This window comes from Nocardia aurantia, from assembly GCF_009604425.1.
GTDB lineage: Bacteria > Actinomycetota > Actinomycetes > Mycobacteriales > Mycobacteriaceae > Nocardia > Nocardia aurantia.
In genome coordinates this window covers 1-26290 of the sequence record NZ_WEGI01000014.1, presented here as the reverse complement: position 1 = coordinate 26290, position 26290 = coordinate 1, and the positions used below count along the sequence as shown (strand labels likewise).

General features: G+C 68.8%; 28 protein-coding genes. 10 read left to right on the top strand and 18 right to left on the bottom strand.

Features of this window, described 5'->3' with window-relative positions; translation table 11 throughout:
- Positions 1-217: 217 nt before the first annotated feature.
- The 5 genes from NRB56_RS29850 to NRB56_RS29830 form a co-directional block, all read right to left on the bottom strand.
- Entirely contained in the window at positions 218-2215 is a 1998-nt protein-coding gene (locus tag NRB56_RS29850) for a hypothetical protein (RefSeq protein ID WP_153347690.1), read from the bottom strand.
- Positions 2212-4533, bottom strand: a complete 2322-nt coding sequence (locus NRB56_RS29845) for a hypothetical protein (RefSeq protein WP_153347689.1) — start codon at positions 4531-4533, stop codon at positions 2212-2214. Before NRB56_RS29845 ends, NRB56_RS29850 begins: the two co-directional genes overlap by 4 nt.
- Complete coding sequence (locus NRB56_RS29840; protein WP_153347688.1) at positions 4530-5846, bottom strand: ABC transporter substrate-binding protein; 1317 nt, start codon at positions 5844-5846, stop codon at positions 4530-4532. Before NRB56_RS29840 ends, NRB56_RS29845 begins: the two co-directional genes overlap by 4 nt.
- Before the next feature lie 105 nt (positions 5847-5951).
- Positions 5952-7220, bottom strand: a complete 1269-nt coding sequence (locus tag NRB56_RS29835) for an SPFH domain-containing protein (RefSeq protein WP_153347687.1) — start codon at positions 7218-7220, stop codon at positions 5952-5954.
- Positions 7220-7651: an NfeD family protein gene (locus NRB56_RS29830; RefSeq protein ID WP_319943737.1), complete on the bottom strand. Its 432-nt coding sequence runs from the start codon at positions 7649-7651 to the stop codon at positions 7220-7222. Before NRB56_RS29830 ends, NRB56_RS29835 begins: the two co-directional genes overlap by 1 nt.
- A 79-nt stretch (positions 7652-7730) precedes the next feature.
- Between NRB56_RS29830 and NRB56_RS29825 the strand changes: the two genes are divergently transcribed.
- Entirely contained in the window at positions 7731-8552 is an 822-nt protein-coding gene (locus tag NRB56_RS29825; protein WP_319943736.1) for a DUF3097 domain-containing protein, read from the top strand.
- 221 nt (positions 8553-8773) lie between these two features.
- Here NRB56_RS29825 and NRB56_RS29820 read toward each other — a convergent pair whose 3' ends face one another.
- From NRB56_RS29820 to NRB56_RS29795, 6 genes are all read right to left on the bottom strand, one after another.
- Positions 8774-9832, bottom strand: coding sequence for a phosphotransferase family protein (locus NRB56_RS29820; RefSeq protein WP_194291039.1), 1059 nt, complete (start codon positions 9830-9832; stop codon positions 8774-8776).
- Between the two features lie 203 nt (positions 9833-10035).
- The gene (locus NRB56_RS40270; protein ID WP_153347686.1) at positions 10036-11181 is read right to left on the bottom strand and encodes a CopD family protein; all 1146 of its coding nucleotides are present in this window, start codon (positions 11179-11181) and stop codon (positions 10036-10038) included.
- Positions 11182-11316: 135 nt separating this feature from the next.
- Positions 11317-12240: a hypothetical protein gene (locus tag NRB56_RS29810; RefSeq protein WP_153347685.1), complete on the bottom strand. Its 924-nt coding sequence runs from the start codon at positions 12238-12240 to the stop codon at positions 11317-11319.
- Positions 12241-12297: 57 nt separating this feature from the next.
- Positions 12298-12873, bottom strand: coding sequence for a GNAT family N-acetyltransferase (locus NRB56_RS29805; protein WP_153347684.1), 576 nt, complete (start codon positions 12871-12873; stop codon positions 12298-12300).
- A 55-nt stretch (positions 12874-12928) separates the two neighbouring features.
- Positions 12929-13351: a pyridoxamine 5'-phosphate oxidase family protein gene (locus NRB56_RS29800; RefSeq protein WP_194291038.1), complete on the bottom strand. Its 423-nt coding sequence runs from the start codon at positions 13349-13351 to the stop codon at positions 12929-12931.
- Positions 13352-13393: 42 nt separating this feature from the next.
- Complete coding sequence (locus NRB56_RS29795) at positions 13394-13792, bottom strand: VOC family protein (RefSeq protein WP_153347683.1); 399 nt, start codon at positions 13790-13792, stop codon at positions 13394-13396.
- A gap of 134 nt (positions 13793-13926) precedes the next feature.
- On the opposite strand from NRB56_RS29795, the gene NRB56_RS29790 reads away from it, so the two are divergent.
- A complete protein-coding gene (locus NRB56_RS29790) occupies positions 13927-14736 on the top strand; it encodes a hypothetical protein (RefSeq protein WP_153347682.1) in 810 nt (269 codons plus the stop codon).
- Position 14737: 1 nt separating this feature from the next.
- Here NRB56_RS29790 and NRB56_RS29785 read toward each other — a convergent pair whose 3' ends face one another.
- The gene (locus NRB56_RS29785; RefSeq protein ID WP_153347681.1) at positions 14738-15229 is read right to left on the bottom strand and encodes a pyridoxamine 5'-phosphate oxidase family protein; all 492 of its coding nucleotides are present in this window, start codon (positions 15227-15229) and stop codon (positions 14738-14740) included.
- A gap of 113 nt (positions 15230-15342) precedes the next feature.
- Here NRB56_RS29785 and NRB56_RS29780 point away from each other — a divergent pair, with 113 nt between their 5' ends.
- The gene (locus NRB56_RS29780) at positions 15343-16113 is read left to right on the top strand and encodes a serine protease (RefSeq protein ID WP_319943735.1); all 771 of its coding nucleotides are present in this window, start codon (positions 15343-15345) and stop codon (positions 16111-16113) included.
- Positions 16114-16159: 46 nt separating this feature from the next.
- Here NRB56_RS29780 and NRB56_RS29775 read toward each other — a convergent pair whose 3' ends face one another.
- Together NRB56_RS29775 and NRB56_RS29770 are read right to left on the bottom strand one after the other, a co-directional pair.
- Entirely contained in the window at positions 16160-16936 is a 777-nt protein-coding gene (locus NRB56_RS29775) for a sulfite exporter TauE/SafE family protein (protein ID WP_319943734.1), read from the bottom strand.
- A 116-nt stretch (positions 16937-17052) separates the two neighbouring features.
- Positions 17053-17640 carry a TetR/AcrR family transcriptional regulator gene (locus tag NRB56_RS29770; protein ID WP_153347679.1) on the bottom strand — a complete coding sequence of 196 codons (588 nt, stop codon included), beginning with the start codon at positions 17638-17640 and terminating at the stop codon, positions 17053-17055.
- A gap of 77 nt (positions 17641-17717) precedes the next feature.
- Here NRB56_RS29770 and NRB56_RS29765 point away from each other — a divergent pair, with 77 nt between their 5' ends.
- A complete protein-coding gene (locus tag NRB56_RS29765; protein ID WP_153347678.1) occupies positions 17718-18590 on the top strand; it encodes an NAD(P)H-binding protein in 873 nt (290 codons plus the stop codon).
- Between the two features lie 68 nt (positions 18591-18658).
- Here the strand turns inward: NRB56_RS29765 and NRB56_RS29760 are convergent, their stop codons facing one another.
- Positions 18659-19669: an NADP-dependent oxidoreductase gene (locus NRB56_RS29760; RefSeq protein WP_194291037.1), complete on the bottom strand. Its 1011-nt coding sequence runs from the start codon at positions 19667-19669 to the stop codon at positions 18659-18661.
- 108 nt (positions 19670-19777) lie between these two features.
- On the opposite strand from NRB56_RS29760, the gene NRB56_RS29755 reads away from it, so the two are divergent.
- Positions 19778-20332 carry a TetR/AcrR family transcriptional regulator gene (locus NRB56_RS29755; RefSeq protein WP_153347677.1) on the top strand — a complete coding sequence of 185 codons (555 nt, stop codon included), beginning with the start codon at positions 19778-19780 and terminating at the stop codon, positions 20330-20332.
- An 80-nt stretch (positions 20333-20412) separates the two neighbouring features.
- Here the strand turns inward: NRB56_RS29755 and gntA are convergent, their stop codons facing one another.
- Entirely contained in the window at positions 20413-21090 is a 678-nt protein-coding gene (gntA, locus tag NRB56_RS29750; RefSeq protein WP_153347676.1) for a guanitoxin biosynthesis heme-dependent pre-guanitoxin N-hydroxylase GntA, read from the bottom strand.
- A gap of 27 nt (positions 21091-21117) precedes the next feature.
- The gene (locus NRB56_RS29745; protein ID WP_153347675.1) at positions 21118-21528 is read right to left on the bottom strand and encodes a hypothetical protein; all 411 of its coding nucleotides are present in this window, start codon (positions 21526-21528) and stop codon (positions 21118-21120) included.
- A gap of 250 nt (positions 21529-21778) precedes the next feature.
- On the opposite strand from NRB56_RS29745, the gene NRB56_RS29740 reads away from it, so the two are divergent.
- From NRB56_RS29740 to NRB56_RS29720, 5 genes are read left to right on the top strand one after another with little or no spacing between them, the layout of a single operon-like run.
- Positions 21779-22669 carry an aKG-HExxH-type peptide beta-hydroxylase gene (locus tag NRB56_RS29740; RefSeq protein ID WP_153347674.1) on the top strand — a complete coding sequence of 297 codons (891 nt, stop codon included), beginning with the start codon at positions 21779-21781 and terminating at the stop codon, positions 22667-22669.
- 11 nt (positions 22670-22680) lie between these two features.
- Positions 22681-22869: a hypothetical protein gene (locus NRB56_RS29735; protein WP_153347673.1), complete on the top strand. Its 189-nt coding sequence runs from the start codon at positions 22681-22683 to the stop codon at positions 22867-22869.
- 22 nt (positions 22870-22891) lie between these two features.
- Positions 22892-24031 carry a M29 family metallopeptidase gene (locus NRB56_RS29730; protein ID WP_153347672.1) on the top strand — a complete coding sequence of 380 codons (1140 nt, stop codon included), beginning with the start codon at positions 22892-22894 and terminating at the stop codon, positions 24029-24031.
- Positions 23988-24539: a GNAT family N-acetyltransferase gene (locus NRB56_RS29725; RefSeq protein WP_153347671.1), complete on the top strand. Its 552-nt coding sequence runs from the start codon at positions 23988-23990 to the stop codon at positions 24537-24539. Before NRB56_RS29730 ends, NRB56_RS29725 begins: the two co-directional genes overlap by 44 nt.
- Positions 24536-25291, top strand: a complete 756-nt coding sequence (locus NRB56_RS29720) for an SDR family NAD(P)-dependent oxidoreductase (RefSeq protein WP_153347670.1) — start codon at positions 24536-24538, stop codon at positions 25289-25291. Before NRB56_RS29725 ends, NRB56_RS29720 begins: the two co-directional genes overlap by 4 nt.
- Before the next feature lie 113 nt (positions 25292-25404).
- On the opposite strand, the gene NRB56_RS29715 is transcribed toward NRB56_RS29720, so the two are convergent.
- The gene (locus NRB56_RS29715; protein WP_153347669.1) at positions 25405-26118 is read right to left on the bottom strand and encodes an NHL repeat-containing protein; all 714 of its coding nucleotides are present in this window, start codon (positions 26116-26118) and stop codon (positions 25405-25407) included.
- Positions 26119-26290: the final 172 nt, after the last annotated feature.

Below are 26290 nucleotides of genomic sequence, written 5' to 3'. Positions count from 1 at the left end.
CGCGGGACGGGATTACCGGTGTTCTGCGTTTCGAGTCTCGGCCCGGTTGTCCGGGTTGCCGACGACCATAACGAACAAATCACGGCAGATCACGTGTCGATAACTGCTATATAGCAGGATGCGATAACCGGCGGACCGGTCATTTCCAGCCGGATGCGGGGAGCGGCCGAGTAGCTGCGTTCCAGTAATTACATTGATGTAATGTGACGCAGTTCACTCACTGCGAATCGCCGCTACCCGGCGCCGACGGCCAGCGATCGATCACTTCGAGCAGAGTCTGCCGATCCGAGGGCAGGCCGGGAAAACGGTCGGCGCTCCGGAGCTGCTCCAGGATGTCGTCTCGATATCCGTGCGCCAGGCGCAGCATCGGGAGATTCTCGGCACCGGGTGCGGGCTTCACGACGCCGCCCTGTTCCGACTTCGCCCCGCGCCACGCCTCGCTCACGGTTCTACGCCGGGATTCCGCCTCGGCCAGCCAGCCCGACGCCTGTCTGAGCACCTCGTCCTCGGTGAGATCACCGGCCAGCAGCAGGCCGCCGCATTCCGGGACCACGAGCATCGCCGAACCCAGGTGCTGGAGGCAGCGGCCGATACCCAGGTCGTGTTCCATCTTGCGGTAGCTGTCGAGGGCGGTCTGCCAGCAGCGCAGCGCGCGACGAGGCTCACCGCGCATCCACCACAGCACACCCATCGTCTCGAAGGTGTGTGCCCGTCCGGACGGATCCCGGCCACGGTCGGTCAACGCCTCCGCCAGCGTGAGCCGATTCCACGCGGCGTCCAGGTGGCCGAGGCGCAGCTGCACGACGGCGGTCTCCAGCAGAATCGTCACCTGCCCCGGTACGTCCGGCCGCACCGACAACGACCAGGCCCGTTCCAGATGCGGGAGGGCCTCGGCATCCAGTTCCCGTCTCCGTTCGGCATCCGATTCGGCTGTCGTGGGGGCGGGCGCATCACCGGTCGCCGTAGCCCCGGGCTGCGCACCCGCACCGATCAGCATGGCGCATGCGGATTCACGCCGTCGGCGTCGCGACACGCCGTCCCGGAGCTTACGAGCCGCGCGGTTCCACCAGTTGCCGGGAATTTCCGGCGCCGTTCCGGCGAGCAGCGCCCGCGCGTACCGGTGTTCCCAGCGCACCCGCAGGCTCCAGGAATATCGAAACGGCCGGACCCGTGGCCGCTTTCCGAGATCTTCGCCCGACCGGATCCGCAGCGCCTCGTAGATCTCCGGGAGACGCCGCTTGTCGACGATGTTCACCAAGGTGGAATCGATGTCGAAAGCGTTCTCGCTCAGACCAATTCGGGAATGCCACAGATCGAGCGCATCCGCGATCCGTGCCAGATCCACCACCGTCGCGTCGGACCGCGTCACCGGTTTCGCAGCCTCCAGTCGATTCACGCACTTCGTAATCAGGTCTCGCAGATACTCTTCTTCCGTGGCGAACCACCGCTGGGCGCCGGCACTGAGCTCGATGGAATCCAGCGCTACGGCCCATCGTGCGGCCCGATCCGCATAGTGGCGAACCAAGGCGGGCAGCGCGGCCTCCGAGCGCGATCTCTCGATCGCCGCCGTCACGGATCCGCGCGACTCCTCCCCGTCGTTGTTCTCGCCTTTCGGTTCCCGCGCGAGATGCAGGCGGTCACGTCCGATGCCGACCAGGAATTTGCCACTCTTCAGCTTGTCGATCTCGTCCACCACGGTGGCGTCCGGAAGTCTTTCGTCCGGAAGGCTTCCTGGGGCCGACAGGATCGCCGCGACGACATCGTACAGTGCGCTGACCTCGAACTGGTCGACGGGCAGGTCGTACAGTATGGCCGCGATCGAGTGCCGGGCCGGAACTTCCGGAGCCTCCGGAATTTCGGGATCGCCCGTTGTCCGAAACCCGGAAACCGGCGGCGGAGGCGGTACCAGGTCAGCGGTCAGCGCCAGATCCTGGGCGATGCGCCAACGCTCCCGGACGTCGGTGCCCCACCGCCAGATCACGTAACCGACCGACAGCACGACGAGGGCGATCGCCACCCACAGTCGCACCTGTCCGAACACCGCGGCGACGCTGCTCTCGGTGATCGCGCCCTCGACCAGTTTGCCGGCGAGATCGACCAGGATCTCGCCGCCGAGCAGGGCCGGAGGACCGATCAGCCCGGCCCACAACAGGGTTCGCGGCGGGGTGATCAACGACAGCCGCGACGGCCGCTCGGTGCGGTTCTCCGGACTCATCGCAGCACGCCGCCGAAGAGGCCGGGCACCAGGAATCGTCGCCAGGTGAACCACAACAGCAGCACCGGCGGCACCGCCGACACCAGCGCACCCGCGGCGAGATAGCTTGTCTTCTCGTTGAATTCGCGCGCCTCACCCCACAACAGCACCGACCAGGGACTGATGTCGGCGCCACTGACCAGCAGCCCGACGAAGAAGTCGTTCCACACCTGGATCAGCTCCAGCACCGCGACCGCGCCGACCGCCGCACGGGCCCGCCACATCGTCTGCAGCACAGCCGAAGCGGGGGCGGTCGAGCCGCGCGGCGTGCCGGCCTCCGCACTGTCCGACGGTGGCAGCAGCGCGCCGCGCAGGATCAGCACCGCCATCGGCAGCCCGATCGCGGCGTGCACGAGAATCAGGGTCGCGCCGGAAAGACCCGTGAGACTCAAGGATTCGGCCGCCTGCCGAATCGGGCCCACATACATCTGCGCGGGCAGTACCGCCAGCACCACCAGCAGGACGACACTCCAGCGCGCCGGCATCCGCTCGGGGCGCAGTGCGGCGAGCTGGTAGGCGACCGGCAGCGCGGCACCGAGCATCAGCGCCGTCGCCCAGGCCGCCACCTCGAGAGTGTTCTGCATGGCGCGCCACAAGGTTTCGTCACCCCAGATGCTCTGCGGACCGTAGAACACCGGGCCGCCGGTGCCGGCGAAGCCGACGACCAGCAGCAGGATCAGCGGCGACAGCGCGATGAGAGAGGGCGTCCAGACCCGCAATCCGTGCCAGGCCGACAACGGTTCCCGGACCGGGTCGCGCCGCGGCGCCGTCCGCACCCAGCTGGTGCGAAGCCCGCCCACGTCGATCTGCAGGACCCAGACGATCAGGCCGACGATGACGACCAGCGGTATCGCATACACCGCCGCGTCGCCGGTGTGCGGAGTGCCGGTGGCCAGCCGCCACCAGTGCACCGTCGCGCTGTCCAGCGAATACTGCAGTGCGCCGGGCACCGCGATCAGCACCGCGTCGAAGACACGCGCGGCGGCGATCACCGAGGCCAGGCCGATCACGAGTACGACCGGCCGAGCCAGCCGTACCAGCCGGAACACGGAAACCTCCTCCTCGTTCGCACCCGGGTAGAGGTACGCACGCCGCACCGGATCGGCCTCCATCGCCGCGATCGCACCCCGGAACAGCACGAGGATCACCCCGAACCAGGTCCACAGGAATGCCGCGAACAACGCACCCATGTACCAGATATATTCTCCTGCAATACCTTTCACCAAGCCCCCGGACCTGGCCCAGCTCACGACGAGCCGGGCGAGCACCCCGGTGGCGAACGCCGACACACCGAACGGCAGCACCACCGGCCAGGACATCCACCAGGTGTTACGCCATCTCCAGGCAACCCCCAGCCCGACCCAGAGCATGGCCAGCATCAGGGCCACCCACAGCAGCGTGCGCCCGTAGGCCCCGCGCCCGGCGGGACCGAGTTCGACGGTCACCTCGATCGCCGCCACCACCGCGACCACGAACGCCGCCGTCCAGGCGTTCCACATCGGCCGTGTCGCGAGACCGTCCGAATGTCCCTCCGGCTTCGGCCGGTCCGGCCGACCATCGGAATTTCCCACCGGCGACCCCGCACCACCCTCCGGCGAATCCGCACCACCACCCTCCGGCGACCCCGCATCACCCTCCAGCGACTTCGCATCACCCTCCGGCGAATCCGCATCACCCTCCGGCGAATCCGCATCATCCGCCGACGGGTCCGGAACTCGCACCGCCGACTGTGCGCTTTCCGATTGTGGCTCCGCGCTTTTCGCCGCCGTGTCCGGGCTTGCCGCCTGCGGTTCCGTACCTTCCGCCGCCGGCTCGGCGCTTTCCGCCCGGCTCTCCGGGTCGCCTACCTGCCGCTCGGAATCCTCCGGATCCCCCGCTCGTCCGGAAACCATCGCGTCGGCCGGCGAATCCTTCTCCGCCTCAGAGCTTTTCGAATCGTGCGCCCGATACTTCGCACCGTCGCGGTGCGGCAGCAGATCCCGCCATCCGTGCGCCTCGGCCAGCTGCGGCGTGATGTCCCGCCGCCACAGCAGCACCAACGCGATCGCGGCGAGCGCGAACACCACGCACCAGATGACCAGACCGGCCTGTGCGCGCACCGCGCGCTCCACGGTGAACCCCGCCGGGACCACCAGCAACAGCAGCACCAGCACCGCCGCCGGGACGTACACCAGGAACGACAGCCACGGCAGTCGCCGACCGGCACGCAGCGGCCCCGCCATCCGGCGCGTCGCGACCTCCAACTTCAAGCCGTGTGCCTTGATCTCGGAATCGGTCATCGCAGCCTCTTCTCGGCCGCGATCATGCCGTCCACCGCTTGCTGCGCCGCCTTCTCCGGGTGGCTGCCGGTGCCGACGGCTTTCAGCAGGTCGGTGAGCACGTGCCACAAGCCGTTGCGGCGGCCGGCCGCGCCCATCACATCGGCGAGGCCGAAGGCAGCCCATTCGTTGAGATGCGCGGCGATGTCCTTCAAGACCTTCCAGTCGGGAAGCGGCTCGGTGTCCCGGCGCGGCACCAGGAATCCGCCCGGGTTCTGGACCCAGGAGGCCGCGGCCTGCGGCACGGCCAGCCGCCTGACGAGATCTTCCGCGGCGGGGCCTGCCTTCTCGGTCATCACCATGACGTCACCGCCGCCGAGTCGCGGAGCGTCCATGCCGGGGGCGCTCGCCGGGAACCAGGTCACGCCGACCTCGTCGTCGGACCGGTGGGCACGCTCGATCGCACTGCGCACGATCGGTGCGGCGAAATCGGGAGCTGCCACCATAGCGGCCAGCCGATGTTCGAAAACGGCGCGGACCGCGTCGGGGAACTGCGAGGTCAGCGCGCGGCCGACGCCGCCGGGAAAGACTCCCGGCGCACCCCACAGGGAGCCCAGCTGGACGAACGCGTCGTAGATCGGGACGATGTTCCAATTCCGTTGCTCGCCGGCCCAACTCGCGTCCTGCAGGACCTGATACTCGTAGGGCGATCGGCTGTGGAGAATGTTCTCGAACATATCGGCCAGCACCCAGCCGTCGGCGGCGCCGAGCGCCAGCAGCGCGCGACCCGGTACGGCATGAGCCGGCCAGTCCGATACCGTCCAGTGTCGCGGCGCGTCCGGATCACCCGGGAAGGCTGTCCGGTCGTACCACACCAGCGATTTGGCGGCGGCCTTGAACGGCACGGCGTACGGCTCGCCGCGCGGCCACAGAAGTTTCCGCCAGGCTTTCCCGTAGTTCAGCCGCTTGTCGTCCTCGCCGTGATTCTTGCCGTCGGTCGACCACAGCCCCGCCGGGGCCGGTTTCAGTCGGCCGGGCGGCGACGACCTGACCTCACCGACGGTGGGCAGCATCACGATCTCGGGAGCCGAGTGGCCGCGGGCCGACAACGCCGTATCGATCTCGTCGCCGAGAGGGACGACCTCGATCACGGCATCGCCGGGAGCCGCCCGCGGAAGTCCGGCGAGTACCTTGCGGAAGGCCCGGAGTTCGTCACCGCTCCACGGCACCGCCACGCGGATCGCCGTGGCGCCGGTGCCGAGAACTCCCGGCGCGCATCCCGCCAGGATCGGCGCCAGCACCCCCGCACGCAGAATCGTCCGCCGCGCAACCATATTCCCCCATCACCGCATCCCCGCAGCTGGTGTTGTTTGTAGGGGAAACCCTATCGGCCGCTGCGGGTTCGGATCGGCGGAATGCGAGATTTCAGCGCGCGGGCCTCATCGGGCCGGCGGGTAGTCCGGCGGTTGCCGGCGGAATGCCGGAGGCTGCTGAAGGGGCTGCGACGGCGGCGGGGTCTGCAACGGCTGCTGACCTGGCCCCGATTGCTCGAACCGCGACGGCGGCACGCCGGGCGACAGCTGGGGCCGGACCGGGGCGGCGGGTGTGATCGGATCGACCGGGGTGGCCGCCGCGGCCTCCGCGGCCCGCACCGCGCGTTCGGCCGCCGGATCGGTCTTCACGTCGAACCAGTCGGCGACCTCGTCGGAATCGTCCTCGGGCGGCGAACCTCCGTCGTCGTCGGGTGCGGACTCGTAGCGGAACACGCCGTCCTCGCCCTGGCTGCCGAACTGTTTCGCGAAGCCCTCCAACGCCTTTCCGAAATCACTGGGCACCACCCAGACCTTGTTGGCGTCGCCCTTGGCGACCAGCGGCAGGGTCTGCATGTATTGGTAGGCAAGCAGTTCCGGCGTCGGTTTGCCGTGTTTGATGGCGGCGAAGACCTTTTCGATGGCCTTGGCCTGACCCTGGGCCTGGAGGTAGGCGGCGGCCCGCTCACCCTGGGCCCGCAGGATGCGGCTCTGGCGTTCACCTTCCGCGGACAGGATCGCGGACTGCTTGGCGCCCTCGGCGCCGAGGATCTGCGACTGCTTGGCACCCTCCGCGGTCTTGATCTGCGCCTCGCGAGTGCCCTCGGCGGTGAGGATCATGGCCCGCTTCTCGCGGTCCGCCTTCATCTGCTTCTCCATCGACTCCTGGATCGACGGGGGCGGATCGATGGCTTTCAGCTCGACCCGGGCGACCCGCAGGCCCCAGCGGCCGGTGGCCTCGTCGAGCACGCCGCGCAGCTGGGAGTTGATCGCGTCGCGCGAGGTGAGGGTCTCCTCCAGGGTCATGCCGCCGACCACGTTCCGCAGCGTGGTGATGGTCAGCTGCTCGACCGCGGCGATGTAGTTGCTGATCTCGTACACCGCGGCCTGCGGCGTGGTGACCTGGAAATACACCACGGAGTCGATCTGCACGGTGAGGTTGTCCTGCGTGATCACCGGCTGCGGCGGGAACGACACCACTCGCTCGCGCAGGTCGACCCGGGCGCGGACCCGGTCGGCGAACGGCACCAGGAACGTCAGCTGGCCCGACACGGTCCGGGAGTAGCGGCCCAGGCGCTCGATCACCGCGGCCTCGGCCTGCGGCACCAGCGCGATCGACCGGAACACCACCACCACGACCAATATGACGAGCACTATCGCGACGATCAGTACAGCCATCACGGCCCCTTCCAGACGACGGCGTGCGCGCCGTCGATCTTCATCACGTAGACGGTCTCTCCCTCGGGGTACTCCTCGGTGGGGTCGAGCGGTCGCGCGCTCCACACCTCACCGCCGATCTTCACCAAACCGGTGTGCTCGTTGACCGTCTCCACGACCCGTGCCGACTTACCCGGCAGCGCGTGCACATTGGTGGCTACGGGAGGCGGAGTCGCGAAGCGCCGCAACAATATCGGACGCACCAGGAACAGCAGCGCCACCGCGCTGACGCCGAACACGACCGCGCCGCCGACGACCGGCAGGTGGACCACCCCGGTCACACCCGCGGTCACCAGCGCGGCTCCGCCCAGCATGAGCAGCGTGAAATCACCGGTGAGCATCTCGGCCGCCGCGAGCAGGACCCCCGCGATCAGCCATACGACAGCGGCCACGACTCCACACTAACCGCTCCGGCGGCGGCAACGCGGGCAAGAACGCGCAAATCCTTGCCGAGGCGGTAGTTTCGACCGGGTGCGGGAGTACGGCGATATCTATACGGGGCACACCCACAAGCAGCGGCGGGCCGTGCCGGAGGTGGTGGCCGAGCGTGATCTGGTGGTCGAGGACGCCGCGAGCGGATTCTGCGGGGCGGTGATCGGATTCGACCGCAGTTACGACGGCGAATTCGTGAAACTGGAGGACCGGCACGGCGCGGTGCGGTTGTTCGCGCTGCGCGAGGCCGCCTTCCTGATCGACGGCAGTCCGGTGACCCTGGTCCGCCCGAAGGCCGCCGCGCCGAGCGCGCCGGTCCGGTCCGCGTCCGGCTCCACCAGGGTGGCGGGCCTGCGGGCGCGGGTGGCCCGCACCAACCGGATCTGGGTGGAGGGTGTGCACGACGCCGCACTGGTGGAACGCGTCTGGGGCCACGATCTGAGGGTGGAGGGCGTCGTGGTGGAACAGCTCGAGGGCCTGGATCATCTGGCCGCCCGGCTCACCGAATTCGAACCCGGGCCCGGGCGGCGCGTCGGGGTGCTGGTCGACCACCTGGTCACCGGTTCGAAGGAGACCGGCCTGACCACCGGCCTCGGCGAACACGTGCTGGTCACCGGTCACCCCTACATCGACGTGTGGCAGGCGGTACGACCGGCGGCGGTCGGCATCGAGGCGTGGCCGCGGGTACCGCGCGGCGAGGACTGGAAGACCGGCGTGTGCCGCCGGCTCGGCTGGGGCACCCCGCAGGACGGCTGGCGCCGCGTCTACAACGCCGTCGAATCCTTCCGCGATCTGGAGGCGCCGCTGATCGGCGCGGTGGAACGGCTGATCGACTTCGTCACCGAGGAATCGGAGCGGTAGCGGCCGGTCGATGAATCCGGCCGGATCGCCGGCGGTCGGCTCGCGGATCCGGAAGGCCCCATTCGGGCACGCCCTCAGAGACCGGCGCATCGCGACGGCACAGGCCGCGTCGATCTGCGCGGTGGCCGGCACGGCCCCAATTCGAGCACGCCCAGAGGCCGGCGTGTATCGCGGCCGCGTCGATCCGCCCGGTGGCCGGGACGGCCCGAATTCGGGCACACTCAGAGGCCGGCGTGTGTCGCGGCGGCGTCGGCCGCGTCGATCACCGCGTCGATCTGGGCGATGGTCGGGACCGCGCCGATGGCCTGATTGCGGGGATCGTCGCGGGTGCGGCGCAGGACGCCCTCCCGGATGACCGCGATCTTCCACAGGCCCAGCGCGTGCCAGAAGCCCAGTGCGGCAACATCTCTGGCGGTCGCCGCGACATACTCGGTGACGAGTTCCGCGCGAGAAGGGAACCCGGGCAGCGCGCACATCGCGAAACTGTCGGTCTCACGCTCGCCGGGTTGCGGCCAGTACGCCAGCAGACTGCCCAGATCGGCGAGCGGGTCGCCGAGGGTGCACAACTCCCAATCCAGGACCGCGGTGATGTCCCCGCCGACCGGGTCGGTGATCACGTTGCGGATGTGGAAATCCCCATGCACCAAGCCCAGTTCGCGCTGGGGCGGGATTGCGGCACGCAGTCGCTCGGCCAGGCGGTCCACCCGGGGCACATCCCGGGTCTTCGTCCTCTCCCACTGCGCTGTCCAGCGTTTCAGCTGCCGTTCGGCGTACGGCTTGTGACTGGCGAGATCGGCCAGCCCGGTGTCGTCCAGGTTCACCGCGTGGATCCGAGCCAGGGTGCGCGGCAACGCGATTCCGACGGCTCGTCGGTGTTGCGGGGACAGCGCCGCGGCGATCACCGGACGATCGATCACCAGGCCCGCGACGTGTTCCATGAGCACCACCGGCACCCCGTCGTCGGTAGCCAGGTCCACAATTCGTGGCACCGGGACGTCGGTGCCGGCCAGCGCGGTGAGGATGCGGGCTTCCCGGACGACATCGTGGGCGGAGGACAGCAGCCGGCCCAGCGGCGGGCGTCGCAGGATCCAGCGGCGATCGTCGGCATCGGTGATCTCGAAGATCAGATTCGATTGACCGAGACCGATCCTGGTGGCCCGCAACGGAAGCCGATGATCAAGACCCGACGATGTGAGCCATTCGACCATCGCCGCCTCGTCGAGATCGAACCCGTCCGGCCCCGCCGGACGGATGAGTGCATGGAATATCTTGTCGCCCATAGTGCGTCTCTGCTCCGCTCGCGGCTACCGTCAACACTTCCCGGCCGACGACGGCCGGGCCACGATGGCCCGAAATTCGCCGGTCCGGAAGGCGGCCTCCCGACCTCGGCGAACACATCCATCGCGGCCTCGGGGATGCGTTCGCGGGTCTTCCCACGCGGCCGGGTACCGGTGGTGACAGGATCGGTGGTCACAGCGCCAGACTACGCAGCCCGCACGGCTTCCCGGGCATCTGCGGAGCCGCGCGGCCCGGTCCTGGTGCCCGCCCACAACACCCCCGCCACGATCACCGCCAGCACCACACCGGTGCCGAACACGGTGAGGTCGAAGGACCGCGCCGCCGGCCACCCCGCCTCCGACCGAGCCGACCCCGCCAGAAACGGCACCACGAACAACACACCCACCGCCAGAACAGCCTCTACAGCAACGACTTTCGGAAAATGCCGCACCGCGACCCGGAACAGCCCGGCTTGATCCCCACTCGCCCGAGCCGCCTCGATACCCGGCAGCAGTACCCGCGCGTTGTAACCGCCCGCCCCCAGCATCACCACCACCAGAGCCAGCTTGATCGCCAGATAGCGCCCGTACGGCGTCGTGAACAGCTGCGCCGGCGTCCCGACATGCGTCCACGCCAGCCAGGAACCGCTGACCACCAGCACCCCGACCACCCCGAGCGCCACCGACCCGAACCGAACCCAGATCCGCCCCCAATCCTCGGCGACCCGCCCCGAACTGTCGCCCGCACCGAACCGGCCCATCAGCCCAGCGAACGCCAGCACCAGCAACCCGCCGGCCCACACCAGCGCCCCCGCGAGATGCGCGACCGTCAACACGGCCCGGACCGTACTCGCGGTGTGCACCGGCCCGAACGTCACCGCCGGCACCCCCACGGTCACGATGCCGAACAGCACCACCGCCCACCCCCACGCCCGGGCACCCCACACCGCCGTGGCGAGAAGCGCCAGCACCAGCGCCAGGCAGGCCCCCAACTGTGTCGACGCGACCGCACCGGCCCCCACCGAACTCCCCCGCGTAGCCGGCGCGTGCAGATACCGCTCGACGACTGCCCTGCCGAACGCGGCCCGGAATCCGGTCTTCTCGGCCCGCGCGACCTCCGAGAAGAATTCGAGCAGCGTCGTGACGGCAACCAGAATCGCTGCCGGAACCCCGAGCCGCCGCACCCGTCCGGCCACCACCCCACCCGTCGACTCCGCCGGTGCCAGCCACGCCACGGTAGAACCGACCCCCACCGCAACCGCCAACCCGACGTAATACCCGGCCTCGACCACCACTCGCCCCACACCCGGGGCAGGCGGCGCGGCCACCGCCAGCACAGAAACACTCGACACGCGAGTGACGGTAACGGCTCCGCCTGGGAGATCGCTGGTAGCCGACTGCGGGGTTGCGGCAAATTCGCCCCGAGCCACCGCCGACGAATCGCCCCGCCGGCAGCGTGCGTAACCGTCGGGGGCGTCACGCGAGGTTCATCCGTATCGAAGCCGGAAGTGGTTGTCCAGCAGCGGAATCGGATCCAGATCGGACAGGTCGTGACCGGCGTCGACGTGGTCGGTGAAATCCTTGCCGTCCCGAGCCTGGACGATGCGGATCTCGCCCACCAGCCCGAGCAGGGTGTGCGCGACCGCCACCGCGCGCCGGTATCCGGGCGGGTCACGGTCCGCGACGATCCAGACCCGTTCCGCCCCTTGAAGATGCACGGCGTGTTCGGGACGCCAGTTGTGCGCGCCGCCGGCGTTGGTGGTGGCGATCGCACCGGCGTGCCGGGCGGTGTCCGTATCCGCTTCTCCTTCACAGACATACACGTCGGCGCCCGCGCCGATACCGTCCAGCACTTCCGGCAGCCGATACGGCACCTTGTCGAAACCGCCGTTGCACCAACCGGTTCCGGTCCATCGCTGCTGCCAGAAGTGTTTCGCCCGGCCGCCGAGATGCGGGGTGTGCACGCGGATCACCCGGCCGAGAGCGGCCCCACCGCGCCCGGTGTAGACGTAGGTCGCCGCCACTCGGCCCGTCCCCGTCGCGGGCCCGAGGTCGGGCTTGCGGACCGTCAGTGGCAGTCCGGCGGCGAGTACCGCGCGATCCGCGAGACCGATCGAGTGCCCGTCGGCGGACGGCCGGGCCGCGAAGGCCGGCGGCGGGCCGTCGAACAGATCGCGTACCCGCAGGCCGAGACGGTCGAGCACCTCCTGGTCCCGGCAGCCGGCGAAGCATCGGACGATCGTCTTCCGCTTGCCGTGGTTGTAGACGATGCCGAGCGAGGGCCGATGGCGGCGGCCGTCGGCCTCGTGCACCGGGCAGAGGTACCGGACCCAGTCGCCGCTGCTGCGGCCGGGTCCGCTGACGCGGATGAGCGCCTCGGTGACGGTGTCCCAGGATCCGTGGATACCCATGGTGGTTCCTCTCCACCACCGGTGTACCGCGCGCCGGAACCCCAGTGCCACAGCCGCTTACATCCGCAATTTCACCCACACCATGCCCTGCCCGCTCTCCGCGGGCGCGGTGATCTCGCGCGGCTCGAAGCGATCCAGCCGGTACCCCAACCGCCGCGCCACCGCCGCGCTGCGCACATTGGCGGCGTCGCAACGGATCTCGGCCCGGTCCACTCCGGGCAGCGCCAGTGCGATGTCGGTCACCGCGGCGGCGCAGCGGGTGATCACACCCCGCCCGGTGTGCGCGGCATGGCACCAGTAGCCGATCTCCAGCGCACGATCACCGAGCCGGTCGTGCAGGCCGATCGCGCCGAGCACCGCGGCGGTGTCGCCGGTGGTCGCGAAGATGCCGTAGTTGTATCCGCCCCCCGCGCCGGGCCACGCATCGATGTCGATCGCGCGGATCCGCTCCAGGGTCAGCGGTTCCGCGAGCCAGTCCATCCAGGGGTGGATGTGTTCGTACGAGGCGTCGACCGCCTCGAATCTGGACATCAGATCCGCCGGCTGCCACCGCCGTAACAGCAAGTCGCCCAGGTCGATCCGCTGCGGCGGGGTGACACCCGGCGCGAGCGCGCGCTGAGGTTCGCCGATCATCCGGCCATGGTGACCGCGGCGGGGGCGCACCGCAAGCCGATTTCCCCGTGCGGGGCTACTCCGATTTCGAGTAGTCGGTGCTCAGCCAGCGTTCCGGGCGCATCCGGATGATCAGCGACTCCGGGCCGAGGTTCGCCGTGGTGAATTCCGCGCCCTCGGCCGCGCCGAGGTAACGGTCCGCGATCGCGCGGGCGGTCCCCGGATCGGCGGCGGCGATGCCGACGACCGGTCCCTCGGCGGTGACGTACCGGTACGGCGGCTGTTCCACCTGGGCGGTGAGCGAGAACCGGCCGGCGGCGCGGATCAGCCGCTCCTTCACCGATCCGGCCTCGGTCCACAGCAGCACCTCACCGCCGGGCTGGTAGCCGTACCAGATCGGGACGGCCAGCGGCGCTCGATCCGGTCGCTCGACCGCGATCACGCCCACGTGCGGCTCGGCGAGGAAGGCAGAACGTTCAGCCGGGGTCATCTTCGGCATGGCGACGGTCCTCTCGGTGGAAACCACGTGATCCGGACCCGATCACGATACCGGGCCGGGACCGGCGGTCACCTCGACGGTGTTCCCGTCGGGATCGCACAGCACCGCCACGCGCCGGCCGCCGCCGATCTCCAGCGGGCCGTGCAGGACGGCGCCGCCGCGCTCGGTCACCCGCTCGACGGTGGCGTCGAAATCGTCGACGTGGAAGGTCAGGTACCGCAACCCCGTGACGTCCATGAACGCCGCCGTGCGATCGGCGGCGGCGGGCGGCCGGGCCGGCACCATCACCTTCATCGAGACACCGTCGCTCTGCAAGCGATGCAGTGTGCCGGAACGGGATTCGCTCGGCGGTACTCGGCGCAGGCCGAAGGCGTACACATAGAAGTCCACGAGCGATTCGTCGGCGGCGACGAGCCCGATCTCGACCTGTCGCACGGTCATTTTCGTCACCTCACGCTCACCTGAATGATCTTCTCCCGAACAGAGAACCAGATTCCGCCGGTCCGGCGCGTGGTTTCGGCCGAATCCGGCCGTCCAGCACGATGCCGAGCGTGACCACTGGTTATCCTCGAATCATGTGCTCTCCCAGTGCCACGCTGACGGTGTGGGCCGGCTCGTGGCTGGCCGGGCGTAGTGCCCCCGATGACGTGCTCGACGCGTTGCGAGCGTGGGCGACGCGCCAGACCGTGGCCGCCGGTGATCCGGTAACCGGCGGGCATACCGGCCTGCCCTGGCCCGGCGGCGACGCACCCGACGGGCAGGGCGCCGGAATCATGGTGCTGCTGAAGCTGATTCGCGAGGAGGTCGCGGACCCGCGCGGCCGACTACGGCTGGTACTGCCGGTCCCCGGTGACGTCCGCGGCCTGCCCGCGGCGAGCGAGTTCGGCGCCGCCGCGCTGGAGGCCGAGGAGGGCGTGCTGATCGGCGTTCCCGGCGCGGAGGGCATCGGCCTGGTGCCGCAGTGGGCCGCCGAGGACACCATCCAGTGGACGGTGTTCCGCACCACCATCCCCGCGACGCCGGAGCCGGACATGCCGCTCGGCGAGGCCGAGTACGCGATGCGCCAGGCCGTCCGCGATGCCGCCGACGCGCTGATGCGATTGCAGACCACCGGCCTGAACTCCGGCGGTGAGGACCCCCGCGAGATGGTCGAGGCCGAACTCGCCGACTACGCGCGCCACGAGTACCCGGATTCGATCCCGCTGCGGGCCCGCCGCATTCTCGACACCGCCGATCACGTGGCGGCCATCCTCACCGTCGCCCAGCGTGAGCCCGCCTCCGCGCCGACCTCGGCCAGCGCGTTGTCCGCCCAGGAGACCCTGCTGCGGCCGCTGTGGAACGCGATCCGCGCGGCCCGGCTCGCGGCGGTGCACGCCGCGAGTTGATTCAGTGCTTGCGCACGGTGCGTTCCGCCGTGCCCGGCTTCCAGATGTGCACGTCCATGTGCCCGTCGCGCACCTCGACCGCGGACGCCCCGGTGATGTCGGCGGCGAAGAACGTGTCGAACGACTCGTCCCGGAAGTCGATCTCCGTCTCCTCGAACAGCGACTGCAACCACCTTGCCCGCAGCGCGCCGTCGCGCACGTCGGTCACCGTGCCCCATACCTTGGCGTCCCCCTCCGCGACCTCGGTGTCGACCGTGGCGGTGTGCAGGCAGAACCGCGGATCACGTTGCAGGTCCTTGAATTTCGTGGTTCCCGGCATGCCGACGAGCCACAGCCGGTCCTCGAACACGCGCGGTTCGATCGGGCTGATCCGCGGATATCCGTCGGAGCGGGTGGTGGCCAGCAGGCACAGATTCTTCGCCGCGGCGTGCCGCCGCAGGAAGATCGCCGAGATGAGCGGGGCGGTGGTCGCGAACTCACGCCAAGTCGTCATGTCGGGCACCGTAGTGCAGGGCACCGACATCCACGGACCGCTCGGGAATCCGGGCTCCCGATCTGGTTGAATGGCGGTTCGTCGCACTGATTCCCAGTATCGAGGCGGTCACCGTGCAGAATTCACCACGCAGTACCCGACCGGTCGCGACCGGAGCGCTCGCCGCGGTGACGCTCGCCGCGGCCGCCGTCGTCGCCACCGGCCCGGCCCAGGCCGTCGTCGGCGGCACCGAGGCCGCGCCGGGCGCCTATCCGTGGCTGGCGGCGATCGGCACCCCCGCCTTCGCGATGCGGCCCGCCGGCCAGTTCTGCGCGGGCGCGCTGATCGCGCCCGACCAGGTGATCACCGCCGCGCACTGCGCGGTGCCGGCGCAGCAGACCCCGGAAGCGCTCACCGCCACCTTCGGCCGCGACGACCTGTCCGCGACCGGCGGAATCACCGTCGGTATCAAGAGCATCCGGATCGACCCGAGGTTCCGGGTATCCATCTTCGACAGCGACCTCACCTACCACCACGACCTCGCCGTCCTCACCCTGGCCGAGCCCGTCCCGGTGACCCCGGTCGCGGTCACCACCCCGCGCGGCGACACCGGCACGGTCGTCGGCTGGGGCGCCACCACCGACGGTGACTGGGCCAATTCGCGCCTGCACACCGTGACCGTCCCGCTGGCCGCCGACACCGACTGTGTCACCGCCTACGGCACCGAATTCGATGCCGGCGAGGCGTTCTGCGCCGGCTCCCCCACGGCCGACACCGGCGAATTCGACAGCGGCGGGCCACTTCTGGTCGACGGTAAACTGGCGGGCATCACCTCCTGGGGCAAGGGCTCGGCCCAGCCGGGTTATCCGGGCGTCTACGCGCGGGTCGCCTCCACCACCTTCTGACCCGGAACAGCTTGCCGCGCAACAACTCTCTCTTCCAGCCGGCCGGTCACAGCGCGAGCTTCACCGCCATCGCGATACCGCACCCGGCCGCCAGCACCCGTAACGTGTTGTTCGGCAACCGCCGCGCGATCCCCGGCCCGACCCGGCCACCGAGGAAGAAGCCGACCGCCAGCGGAGCGACGAAACTCCAGTGCACCGGCCCGAATCCGGCGAAGGCGATCGCCGCGGCCCCGTTCGAGAACATCGCGATCACGTTCTTCACCGCGTTGATCCGATGCGGCGGCCACTGCGGGAACATGGCGGTCATGATGGCCAGCACCAGAATTCCGCCGGCCGCACCGAAATATCCCGCGTAGACGGCGGCCCCGAACAGCGCGGTCCACAGCAGGGGGCCGCGCCAGGGCGGTTCGGTGGTCCCGCGTGATTCCCGCCGCCGCGCCAGATACGGCTGGCCCAGTAGGAATATCGACGCACCGCCGATCAGGAACGGCACCACCGCCTGGAAGGTCGACGCGGGCGCGAGCAACAACAGTGCCGATCCGGCCGCCCCGCCGACAGCCGCGACCAGGCCCATCCGCCACACGATCCGCCGCGTTCCCCGCAACTCCGCCCGCGACCCCGCCGCCGCTCCCGCCCCGATGAACACCAGCGACACGGTATTGGTGACATTCGCCGACACCGGCGACAATCCGAGCGCGAGCAACGCCGGATACGACACCAGCGACGCCAGGCTCACCAGCACACTCACCAGCCCCGCCGCGAACCCGACCGCCACCAATTCGGCCACGTCGACGCCGGTCACCGCCACCCGCCCAACACACACAACCCTTACTCATCCGCCCGGCGAACACCGGCCACGGCCACCGCCGATCGCAGACATCCTATGAATTCGGCCCGGCAATCCACAACGCCACGGCCACCGATCCCGTATGCGACGGGTCACACCGCGGTAGCCCCCTCCAGCGACGAGATCCACTCCTCCAGCCGCCGCCCCTCGGCCGCCATCATCGCCGGATCACGAAAGGTGTTGGTGAGCAACGATATCCCTTGATAAGCCGCGAGCAGCGCCACCGCCAGTTCCGCCGCGTCCGCCCGTCCCATCGCGACGAACTGCGCCTCGATCCACGCGAGCAGCTCCCGCATCACCGCGGCCAGCTCCGCGTCGAGACCGTCGGCACGCTTGTCCAATTCGGTGGCGAGCGTGCCCGACGGGCAACCGAACAGCGCGGCGGTCTCCCGCTGCGCCACCCACCCCCGCACCAATGCCCGCAACCGATCCCCCGGCGTCCCCTGCCGCTCCAAATCCCCGAGCACCTCGCGCAGCGTGCGGGCATGCGCCCCGATCGCGGCCTGGACCAGCTGATCCTTGGTCTTGAAGTAGTAGTAGACGTTCCCCACCGGCACCTCGGCCACCCGCGCGATATCCGCGATCGTCGTCTTCTCCACCCCCTGCTCGTGAAAGACCCGGGCAGCGGCATCCGCGAGCCGCTCCCGCTTCCCCGCCCGTACCGGAACTGAGTCAGTCATACGACTAACTATAGACAACCTTTCCGCCGTCCCCTAAGGTCAATTGAGTCAGCCAACTAACTAATCAAGGAGACCTCATGATCGCGGTGACCGGCGCGACCGGAAACATCGGCAGCACCCTGGTGCGCACCCTCGCCGACGCGGGCGAACAGGTGGTTGCCCTCTCCCGGGGCGAACGCCCCGTCACCCTCCCCGAGGGAGTCGTCCACCGCCGCACCGACATCGGCGACCCGGACGCCCTCGCGGCCGCCGTCGCCGGCGCCCGGGCACTGTTCCTGCTCATCACCGGCCCCCAGCTCACCGAGGGCCCGGCCCCCAGCGAGCTCCTGGAAGCCGTTGCCGCCCAAGGTGTCCGCCGAGTCGTCTTCGTGTCCTCCCAGGGCGCGGTGACGAGACCCGGCAGCGCCGGCTACGCCCGCACGCTCGACATCGAAAAGGCCTTGGCCGCATCGGATCTGGAGTGGACGGTGCTGCGCCCCAGCGGTTTCGCGTCCAACACCTACGCCTGGATCGAACCGATCCGCGGAGACCACCCGGTCACCGCCCCCTTCGCCGACGTCCCCCTGCCGACAGTCGACCCGGCCGACATCGCCGCCGTCGCCGCGGTCGCACTCCGCGAGGACGGCCACCACGCACAGACCTACACCCTCACCGGCCCCGAACTGATCACCCCACGCACCCAGGTCCGCCATCTCGCCGAAGCCCTGGGCCACCCGATCCCGTTCCGGGAGGTGTCCCGAGAAGAGGCCTACATCAACATGATCCGCTTCATGCCCGCCCCGGTCGCCGACCACACCCTGGACATCCTCGGCTCCCCCGTCCCGGCCGAACAGCAGATCACCCCCGACATCGAGGCCGTCCTGGGACGTCCGCCCAGGTCATACCGGGAATGGGCGGAACGCAACGCCACCGCCTTCCGCACCCCCATCACCCCCGCCCTGCAAGCTTGACACCGTCAAAGGTGTCCAGATCGTCCCGTGTCCGCCGACACCCGCGCCGGTCCTCGACACCGGCCTAATCAGTCGGCGGTGAGCACGATCTTGCCTCGGATGTGTCCCCGGGCGTCGCGCTCGTGCGCGGCTCGGGCGTCCGCGAGCGGGAACGTGCTGTCTATCGCGACGCGCACCGTACCCTCGGCGAGTAGTCGTCCCAGTTCGGCGAGTTGCGCGCCGTTCGATCGGACCTGGATGCCCGAGACCGTGACGCCCAGTTCCGCGATCTCTCGCTCGTCGTAGTCGCCGTAGTACACCGGATACAGGGCACCACCGCGCCGGAGCGTGCGCAGAAAGCGGCTGCTGCGGGGTCCGCCGACGGTGTCGAGAACGAGGTCGACGTCACCGGCGGCGTCCTCGGCGCGGTTCTGGGTGTAGTCGATGAATCGGTCGGCCCCGAGCTCACGCAGAAACGATTCGTGCGCGCCCGACGCCACCGCGATGACTTGTGCGCCTTTCCATTTCGCCAGTTGCACGCCGAAGTGCCCCACGCCGCCCGCAGCGCCGTTCACCAGCACCGTCGTGTCGGCGCCGAGGGTCATCGGGTGATGCGGAGTCGTCTGGAACGGCGAGGGATGGTCGTGCCCGACCTCGATGAGGAACTGCCACGCTGTCAGCCCTGCCATGGGCGCCGCGGCCGCGTGCACGTGATCGATGCCGGCGGGCTTGGGTGCGAGGTCGGATGCGGGCGCGGCCACATATTCCGCGTACGCGCTGCCGTCGGGGCCGGGGAAGCGAATCATGCCGAAGACCTCGTCGCCGACACCGAAGCCGGCCACATCCGCGGCGACGGCCGCCACGACTCCCGACACATCCGTGCCCGGGATGACAGGCAGGTCGATCGTCGGTCTCATGTGCGCCGGCACGATGGTCAGCCCGTCGCGCAGATACCCGTCACGCGGATTGACGCCGACGGCGTGAACGCGAACGAGCACCTCGCCGGGCCCCGGTTCGGGTCTGGGCACCTCGTCGTATCGCAGCACATCGGGACCGCCGTGCTCATGCACCCGGATTGCCCTCATCGTGCGTGCCGACATCGTTTCTCCTCACCCTGCCAGGGGATATCCTGATCGGATCACTGATCCAAATATATGGATCACTGATCCGATAATACGGATCGCTGATCCACATAGGCAAGGGGACCGATGCGGGCCGACGCCAGAAAGAATCGCGACCACCTACTCGCCGTGGCGGGCACCGTCATCGCCGAGCAGGGCGCCGAGGCGTCCCTGCGCGACATCGCACGCCAGGCCGATGTGGGGCTCGCGACGCTGTTCCGCCACTTCCCGACCCGCGAAGCGCTGCTCGAGGCCCTGCTCCGGGTGAACTTCGACGAGTTGACCGCCCGGGCGGACGAACTCGAGCAATCGAGCTCCCCCGACGAGGCGCTGCTGCTGTGGCTGCGCGACTTCATCGCCTACGCACACAACTACCGCGGCGTCGCGACCGCCATGATGGCCGCCATCAACGACCCGCAGTCCGCACTGCATGCCTCGTGCGTCACGATGCGCGCGTCCGGCGCTCGACTACTCACCCAGGCACAGGCCCAAGGCCTGGCGCGCAACGACATCGACGGCACCGACCTGTTCGCCCTGGGCGGCTCGCTCGCATGGCTCGGCGAACACCCCAAGTTCGCCTCCCGCACCGACCACCTCTTCGAAGTCATCGCGAGCGCAATCCTCACGAATCCATCACCATGACATCGTGAGACGACCTGCGTCCACACCTCGATGATTCCGACGGGTGAGGCAGTGCGCTCCGATATCGAGCCGGCGACGGTTCACGCTCGGGATGTCCGCACGGCCGGTGCCGGGGGACGGTCCGGATGCGGCTGGAATGGGCAGTGCCAGTGGGGTTCCACGGGGCGGCCGGAGTATTGGCATGCCTGTGAGCCGGACGCGGGGTTGAGCAGGGCCGGGTTCACCGAGCCCTGCAGTCTGATGTCGCGGGTGCGGATCAGTCGCTTGAACGTGTCGAGCAGACCTTGTTCGCGTAGCCACACGAATTGCGCATGTGGGTTGAAAACTATTGTCGGGTAGGGGAATCGGCGCGCGAATCGGGATGCCGCGCCGTGCATGCCGACGATGTAGTAGGCGTGGCCGCCGATGCTGAAGGAGAATCGGGGATCTCGCGGGTCGCCGGCGGTGTCGGGATCCCAGCCGTACCGCGGGGCGTCGATATCGTGCATCAGCTGCAGGTGGGCCCACAGCAGTCGTTCGAACTCCGATTCCGAACCGATCGGCGGACCGGTGAACATCGCCGTGAAGGAGGCGAAGTTGCCGGGATATGTTGTGTCCCGGGCGAATTCGTAGAGATCGGCGCAGACCGACGTCGCGTCGCGCACGGTGCCGAGTTCGGGATAGACCCGGACCCGGCATTGCCCGCGGCGCACCGACGACCGTGCGCCCAGGCAGGGAAAACCTCTGCGCAGCACGGTATCTCGAAACAGGGCCGGCATCGGCTCGGTCGCCACGACGGACCCGGCTCAGAAACGACCGCCGGCGATCGCCGCGGGGACGGTGATCCGCCCGGTCAGGGTCACCGCGCCGAAGCTGGGTGCGGTTTCGCCGCGGGCGCCCGGGTCGGCGAACACCAGGGCGCCGGTGGCGGCCGGTTCGGCGACCTCGGCACCCGGCGCGGGAGCATCCGGCAGGAAAACGGTCACCCGCGCGGTCCGCACGAGCGGGCCTCCGCGGCCGACCGATTCGTGCCGAACGGTGCCGGTGAGCCGGATACCGGCACCGGGCGGCAGGTCCTCCGGCGCGCTGAGCAGCTCGTGCGTTCCGTCGAACGGACTGTAGGCATCCCCGAGTTCGAGTCGCAACTCGCCGGTTTCGGTCGCGTAGGTGAGCGTGACACTGGTGGCCGAGAGTGTGTACGTGGCTTGTTCGGTCATAACAATTCCTCGGTTGGACCGGATCGAGCACCCGTGCCGATGGTAGGAGCGGGCGCGCGCCGGGACACGCGTAGTCGGCTACCCGATGTGGGGCGTCGTCCGAACGTTCACGCGGGTGACGGCGAATAGCGGACACGATGTCGTGCGCCCCTTCCGCTGCCTCGTGAGGCGGGGTACTCTTGTCGCAAATCCGTTGAAGTAATCTTCGACGTCGGGGACTCATAATAACGTTGATCTCGGTTGGCACAAGATGACTTGTGAAGCTTTTGCATGCTCCGAAATGCCGGACGATGCCGGCACCGCTTTGTCCACTATGTCCCTCGCGCTTTCGAAGAACCCGCGTACGGAGCCGGTCCTGTCGCCGGCCGTCAGTTTCCGGACCCCGCCCCCGGCGCTGAGTCCTGCCTACCCCGCAGTGGACCCGGCTCTGCGGACGCATGCGCGAGAAATGCTGAACGAAGCTTTCGAATGGTGCGGTGCGCGATTCCCGTTGGCGGAACAATTTTCCGAGGCGGCCACGCCGTCTCCCGCGATCCGGTACGCGTACCTACGCCGGGCGCGGGAGGGCGAATATGTGGGCTCCTCGTCCGCCCATTTTCCGGGCGAGGTCGTCCTCGCCGCCGGGTGGCCGCTCGAAAATCCCTATTGGCTGGCATCGGTCATCGCTCACGAAACGGTTCACCATGCTCTCTTCGGCCGCGAATCGGTCGACAATCCGGTCCGGCCCGGGTCGCTCGGGTACTCGCCGTGGCGCCGCACCACCAGGCCGGGCCGATCGGTATGGCACGCTTTCTGGACATTCACCTGCCAGTTGTCGGTACTCACCGACGCCGTCCGCGCGGCGCCGCGCCTCGCCGACGAGGATCGCGACCTACCGAGTTGCATGGCCGCGATGGCCGCGCGGATCGACCGCTGCCTCGACTCACTACACCGATTCGAGGTGGTCACGGATGCCGAATTGCGACGCTGTGACACCGCCTGGAACACGACGCGAGACAGTTGTGCGCGCCTGCGCATTCCATATTTCACCGCGCGCGTCGACGCCGAGAAACAGGCTGTCGACGACGCCTACCTGACCTGGGCCGAACAATTGCTCGGCCGGCAAACTCCCGTCGCGGACACCGCGATGGTGCACAGATAAGGAGAAAGACAATGACCAAGCCCGGACTTCCCAGTGAATTCACCGAAAAGATCACGAATACCCTTCGTGAGATGGAAACTCAGGAGAAGGATACGCTCGCCGGAATCGGCTCCGTCGCGCTGGAGTCGGGTGACGCCCTCTGGTACGTCGTGTACCGGACCGACGTGACCGAGCCCGAACTGATCGAACCGGTCGAATAACTCACGATTACGGACTACGCATATGCAGTCGAACACGGCCGTCATGGACACGATGCCGGACGAAACGGCCTGGCGGGGAATCAACACATATCTCGACACCTACGCCGACGTCGGTCCCGACGATATCGTCGTCATTGCCTATACCGAGGACAGCCGAGTGCCCGCGGCATGGGTTGCCACGGCACTCGGCTACCGCGGGACCGCGGCCCGGCTGGTCGGTATGCGACCGCTGCGCGACTGCGGATTCGCCGAGCGGCTCCGGGCGGCGTTACCGGACGAGCAGCACTCGTTCGCCCGGCTCGTGGTACTGACCCTGGAGCGAGACACCATGTCGCACAGCGACGTGATTCGCGAGGTGCTCTCGCGGCTCGATCCGGATCGGTGCCGCGTCGTCCGGATGGTCAATGCGGGCCCGGAACTGTTCCGGTCCGGCTTTCTGGTCGCGCCGGCGGAGTTGTCCGCGAGGAATACGTCGGTACTCGAAAAGACCATGTCCGCCAAGCGATTACGTATCGTCTGCCCGGGCGGGACGAACCTGCGCGTCGAGCTCGACAACGCGAGATACCGCTGGATCAGCAACCGGGGAGTGTGGCGGCCCGGGAGGTTCGTCGTGCTCCCGGCGGGCGAAGTCGCGACGTTCCCCGCATCGGTCTCCGGCACACTGGTGGCCGACTTCGCGATCAACGTCAACACGATCATGCGCGGCGACGCCCGGTTGTCGCGCTGCCCGGTCGAAGCCGAGATCGAGCAGGGGCGGCTGGTCCGCTTCGACTGTTCGAACCCGGAGATCACCGAATTCCTGACGATGTGCTTCGGTCGCGAAAACGCCTGTCGCGTCGGAGAACTCGGTTTCGGCACCAATCACGGCATCCTGTCGCCCATTCCGCTCAACTCACATCTCAACGAGCGAACGCCCGGCGTGCACATCGGCTTCGGCCAGCACAACCAGACCGATGCGCTCACCGGGTACGGGTGTGATATCCATGTCGATCTGATCGCGCGCGGCGGGACGGTGTGGGCGGACGATGACGGCAGGCCGCTCGAGCTGGCAGAGCTGATTCCCTCGGCCGCACCGCATCCGACCGTGCATCGGGACGAGGACTTGACCTCTCCGGACGATGATCTGGACGGGGATTGTTGTGGTGCCCTGCCCGCGAGTTGACGGCATCCGGCTACGCCGGGCCCGGTACGACGACGGTGGCGAACTCGGGCGCATCGAGTTCGCCACCTGGTCGACGACGGTGTCGCCGGCCCCGCGGCCGGGCCCGGACGATGGGTTCTTCGACGGCCGGAGACATCCCGACGATGTCCTCGTGGCGGAGACGGACCACCGGGTAGTCGGCTATTCGATACTGCAACAAGAGTTTTCGGTGCCATCCCATCACCACGTCCTGCAATTGACGGGACTCGCGGTGAGCCCTGCCTATCAGCGGTCCGGGATCGGCCGGCAGTTGGTGCACGGCGCCGTCCGCGACGCCGGCCTGGCCGGGGCGCGCAAGGTCACCCTGCGCGTGCTCGCCTCGAACACTGCCGCGCAGATCTTGTATCGCGCTACCGGATTCGTTGTCGAAGGCGTTCTCCGGGCGGAATTCCTGCTGGACGGACGCTATGTGGACGACGTGCTCATGGCACGCGCACCAACCCCGCCCGCGATCGAGAGGGCGGGATGAGTCTGTTCACCGGAAAGACGGTCCTGGTCACCGGGGCCGCCAGCGGGATCGGGGCGGCGATGTGCCGGCGCGTGGCCGACGGCGGCGGCCACGTGGTGCTGGCCGACGTGGACGTCCGGGCGGGACAGGCGTTGGCCGAGGAACTGGCCGGCGTATTCGTCCGCACCGATGTCGCGGACGTCGCCGACAACGTCGCCGCGGTCCGGACCGCCGTCGAGAGTTTCGGACGGCTCGACATCGCGCACCTCAACGCCGGCATACCCGGCTCGGCGTTCGGCCGCAGCCGCGCAGAATTGCCGGTCGACATCGAACGCTACCGGCGGGTCATGGCGGTCAATCTGGACGGTGTCGTGATCGGGGTGCGAGCGGCCGTCGATCAGTTCCGCCGCCAAGGCGGCGGCGGAGCGATCCTGGCCACCGCCAGCATGGCGGGCGTCCACCCGACACCGGGCGGTGAGATCTACAGTGCGTCGAAACACGCTGTGGTGGGCCTGATCCGATCACTGGCTCCGCTGCTGAGGCACGAGCGGATCTCGCTGAACGCCCTGTGCCCGGCATGCGTGGATACCCCGATGCTCAGAACCGTGCTGCCCGCACTCCGGGCCACCACACCGGACATCGAGATCGTGTCGGCAGCCCACGTCGCCGCCGCGGCGGAACATGTTCTGGCAACGCGACGTACCGGCGGAGCATGGCAAATCGACGCCGGCGAACATCCCCGGCCGATCCCTGTCCCGACGGAGAGCCGATAATCACCCGAGGTCACAACGTCCGCAGGAGGTGCAGCCAGTGCGGTCGTCCGGTCCGCGAACGCGGCGGTCGGCAACTGAGCTGGGAACACCATTCCTGCTGACTCCCCGAAGCGCTATACCCCCGCGATATGTGTCCATTTGCCGAAGCCCGACAGGGTTTCGACCATGCGGTAGTGACCCGCGCTGTCGATCACAGCGGTCGCCCCGCCGCCGTTGTTCACATCGACGAAGAGGACGGCCCCGTCGGGGGTTCCGGTGATGTGTGTCCATTTGCCGAAGCCGGAGAGGGTTTCGACCATCTCGTAGTGACCGGCGGCGTCGATTACGGCGGTTGCCCCGCCGCCATTGTTCGCATCGACGAAGAGAACAGCATCTCTGTTGGCGGACACGATGTGTGTCCATCTGCCGAAACCGGACAGGGTTTCGACCATCCGGTAATGGCCCGCACTGTCGATCACGGCCGTTGCCCCGCCGCCATTGTTCGCATCGACGAAGAGCACGGCCCCGTTGGCGGCTCCCGTGATGTGGGTCCATTGGCCGAAGCCGGACAGGGTTTCGACCATGCGGTAATGGCCCGCACTGTCGATCACCGCGGTCGCCCCGCCACCGTTGTTCGCATCGACGAAGAGCACCGCGTCCTTGTTGGCGGACACGATGTGTGTCCATCTGCCGAAACCGGACAGGGTTTCGACCATCCGGTAATGGCCCGCACTGTCGATCACCGCGGTCGCCCCGCCGCCGTTGTTCGTATCGACGAAGAGCACGGCCCCGTCACCGGCGCCGGTGATGTGGGTCCATTGGCCGAAGCCGGACAGGGTTTCGACCATGCGGTAATGGCCCGCGCTGTCGAGTGTGGCGGTCGCTCCGCCGCCTGAGGTTCACCCTGTGCAGCGGACACCGATTTAGCAGGATCGTGGTCCTGCTGGAAGGATGTCTGCTATGCCTCCGTCTCGTAAGCGCCGTTCGTACACGGCCGAGTACAAGGTCGAGGCTGCTCAT

Excerpts from the sequence above, each read along its gene's own strand:
- NRB56_RS29850 (WP_153347690.1), bottom strand. The coding sequence starts at position 2,215 with ATGAGTCCGGAGAACCGCACCGAGCGGCCGTCGCGGCTGTCGTTGATC.
- NRB56_RS29845 (WP_153347689.1), bottom strand. The coding sequence starts at position 4,533 with ATGACCGATTCCGAGATCAAGGCACACGGCTTGAAGTTGGAGGTCGCG.
- NRB56_RS29840 (WP_153347688.1), bottom strand. The coding sequence starts at position 5,846 with ATGGTTGCGCGGCGGACGATTCTGCGTGCGGGGGTGCTGGCGCCGATC.
- NRB56_RS29835 (WP_153347687.1), bottom strand. The coding sequence starts at position 7,220 with ATGGCTGTACTGATCGTCGCGATAGTGCTCGTCATATTGGTCGTGGTG.
- NRB56_RS29820 (WP_194291039.1), bottom strand. The coding sequence starts at position 9,832 with ATGGGCGACAAGATATTCCATGCACTCATCCGTCCGGCGGGGCCGGAC.
- NRB56_RS29810 (WP_153347685.1), bottom strand. The coding sequence starts at position 12,240 with ATGGGTATCCACGGATCCTGGGACACCGTCACCGAGGCGCTCATCCGC.
- NRB56_RS29805 (WP_153347684.1), bottom strand. The coding sequence starts at position 12,873 with ATGATCGGCGAACCTCAGCGCGCGCTCGCGCCGGGTGTCACCCCGCCG.
- NRB56_RS29800 (WP_194291038.1), bottom strand. The coding sequence starts at position 13,351 with ATGCCGAAGATGACCCCGGCTGAACGTTCTGCCTTCCTCGCCGAGCCG.
- NRB56_RS29795 (WP_153347683.1), bottom strand. The coding sequence starts at position 13,792 with ATGACCGTGCGACAGGTCGAGATCGGGCTCGTCGCCGCCGACGAATCG.
- NRB56_RS29790 (WP_153347682.1), top strand. The coding sequence starts at position 13,927 with ATGTGCTCTCCCAGTGCCACGCTGACGGTGTGGGCCGGCTCGTGGCTG.
- NRB56_RS29785 (WP_153347681.1), bottom strand. The coding sequence starts at position 15,229 with ATGACGACTTGGCGTGAGTTCGCGACCACCGCCCCGCTCATCTCGGCG.
- NRB56_RS29770 (WP_153347679.1), bottom strand. The coding sequence starts at position 17,640 with ATGACTGACTCAGTTCCGGTACGGGCGGGGAAGCGGGAGCGGCTCGCG.
- NRB56_RS29765 (WP_153347678.1), top strand. The coding sequence starts at position 17,718 with ATGATCGCGGTGACCGGCGCGACCGGAAACATCGGCAGCACCCTGGTG.
- NRB56_RS29760 (WP_194291037.1), bottom strand. The coding sequence starts at position 19,669 with ATGTCGGCACGCACGATGAGGGCAATCCGGGTGCATGAGCACGGCGGT.
- NRB56_RS29755 (WP_153347677.1), top strand. The coding sequence starts at position 19,778 with ATGCGGGCCGACGCCAGAAAGAATCGCGACCACCTACTCGCCGTGGCG.
- gntA (WP_153347676.1), bottom strand. The coding sequence starts at position 21,090 with ATGCCGGCCCTGTTTCGAGATACCGTGCTGCGCAGAGGTTTTCCCTGC.
- NRB56_RS29745 (WP_153347675.1), bottom strand. The coding sequence starts at position 21,528 with ATGACCGAACAAGCCACGTACACACTCTCGGCCACCAGTGTCACGCTC.
- NRB56_RS29740 (WP_153347674.1), top strand. The coding sequence starts at position 21,779 with ATGACTTGTGAAGCTTTTGCATGCTCCGAAATGCCGGACGATGCCGGC.
- NRB56_RS29735 (WP_153347673.1), top strand. The coding sequence starts at position 22,681 with ATGACCAAGCCCGGACTTCCCAGTGAATTCACCGAAAAGATCACGAAT.
- NRB56_RS29730 (WP_153347672.1), top strand. The coding sequence starts at position 22,892 with ATGCAGTCGAACACGGCCGTCATGGACACGATGCCGGACGAAACGGCC.
- NRB56_RS29725 (WP_153347671.1), top strand. The coding sequence starts at position 23,988 with ATGATCTGGACGGGGATTGTTGTGGTGCCCTGCCCGCGAGTTGACGGC.
- NRB56_RS29720 (WP_153347670.1), top strand. The coding sequence starts at position 24,536 with ATGAGTCTGTTCACCGGAAAGACGGTCCTGGTCACCGGGGCCGCCAGC.
- NRB56_RS29715 (WP_153347669.1), bottom strand. The coding sequence starts at position 26,118 with ATGGTCGAAACCCTGTCCGGCTTCGGCCAATGGACCCACATCACCGGC.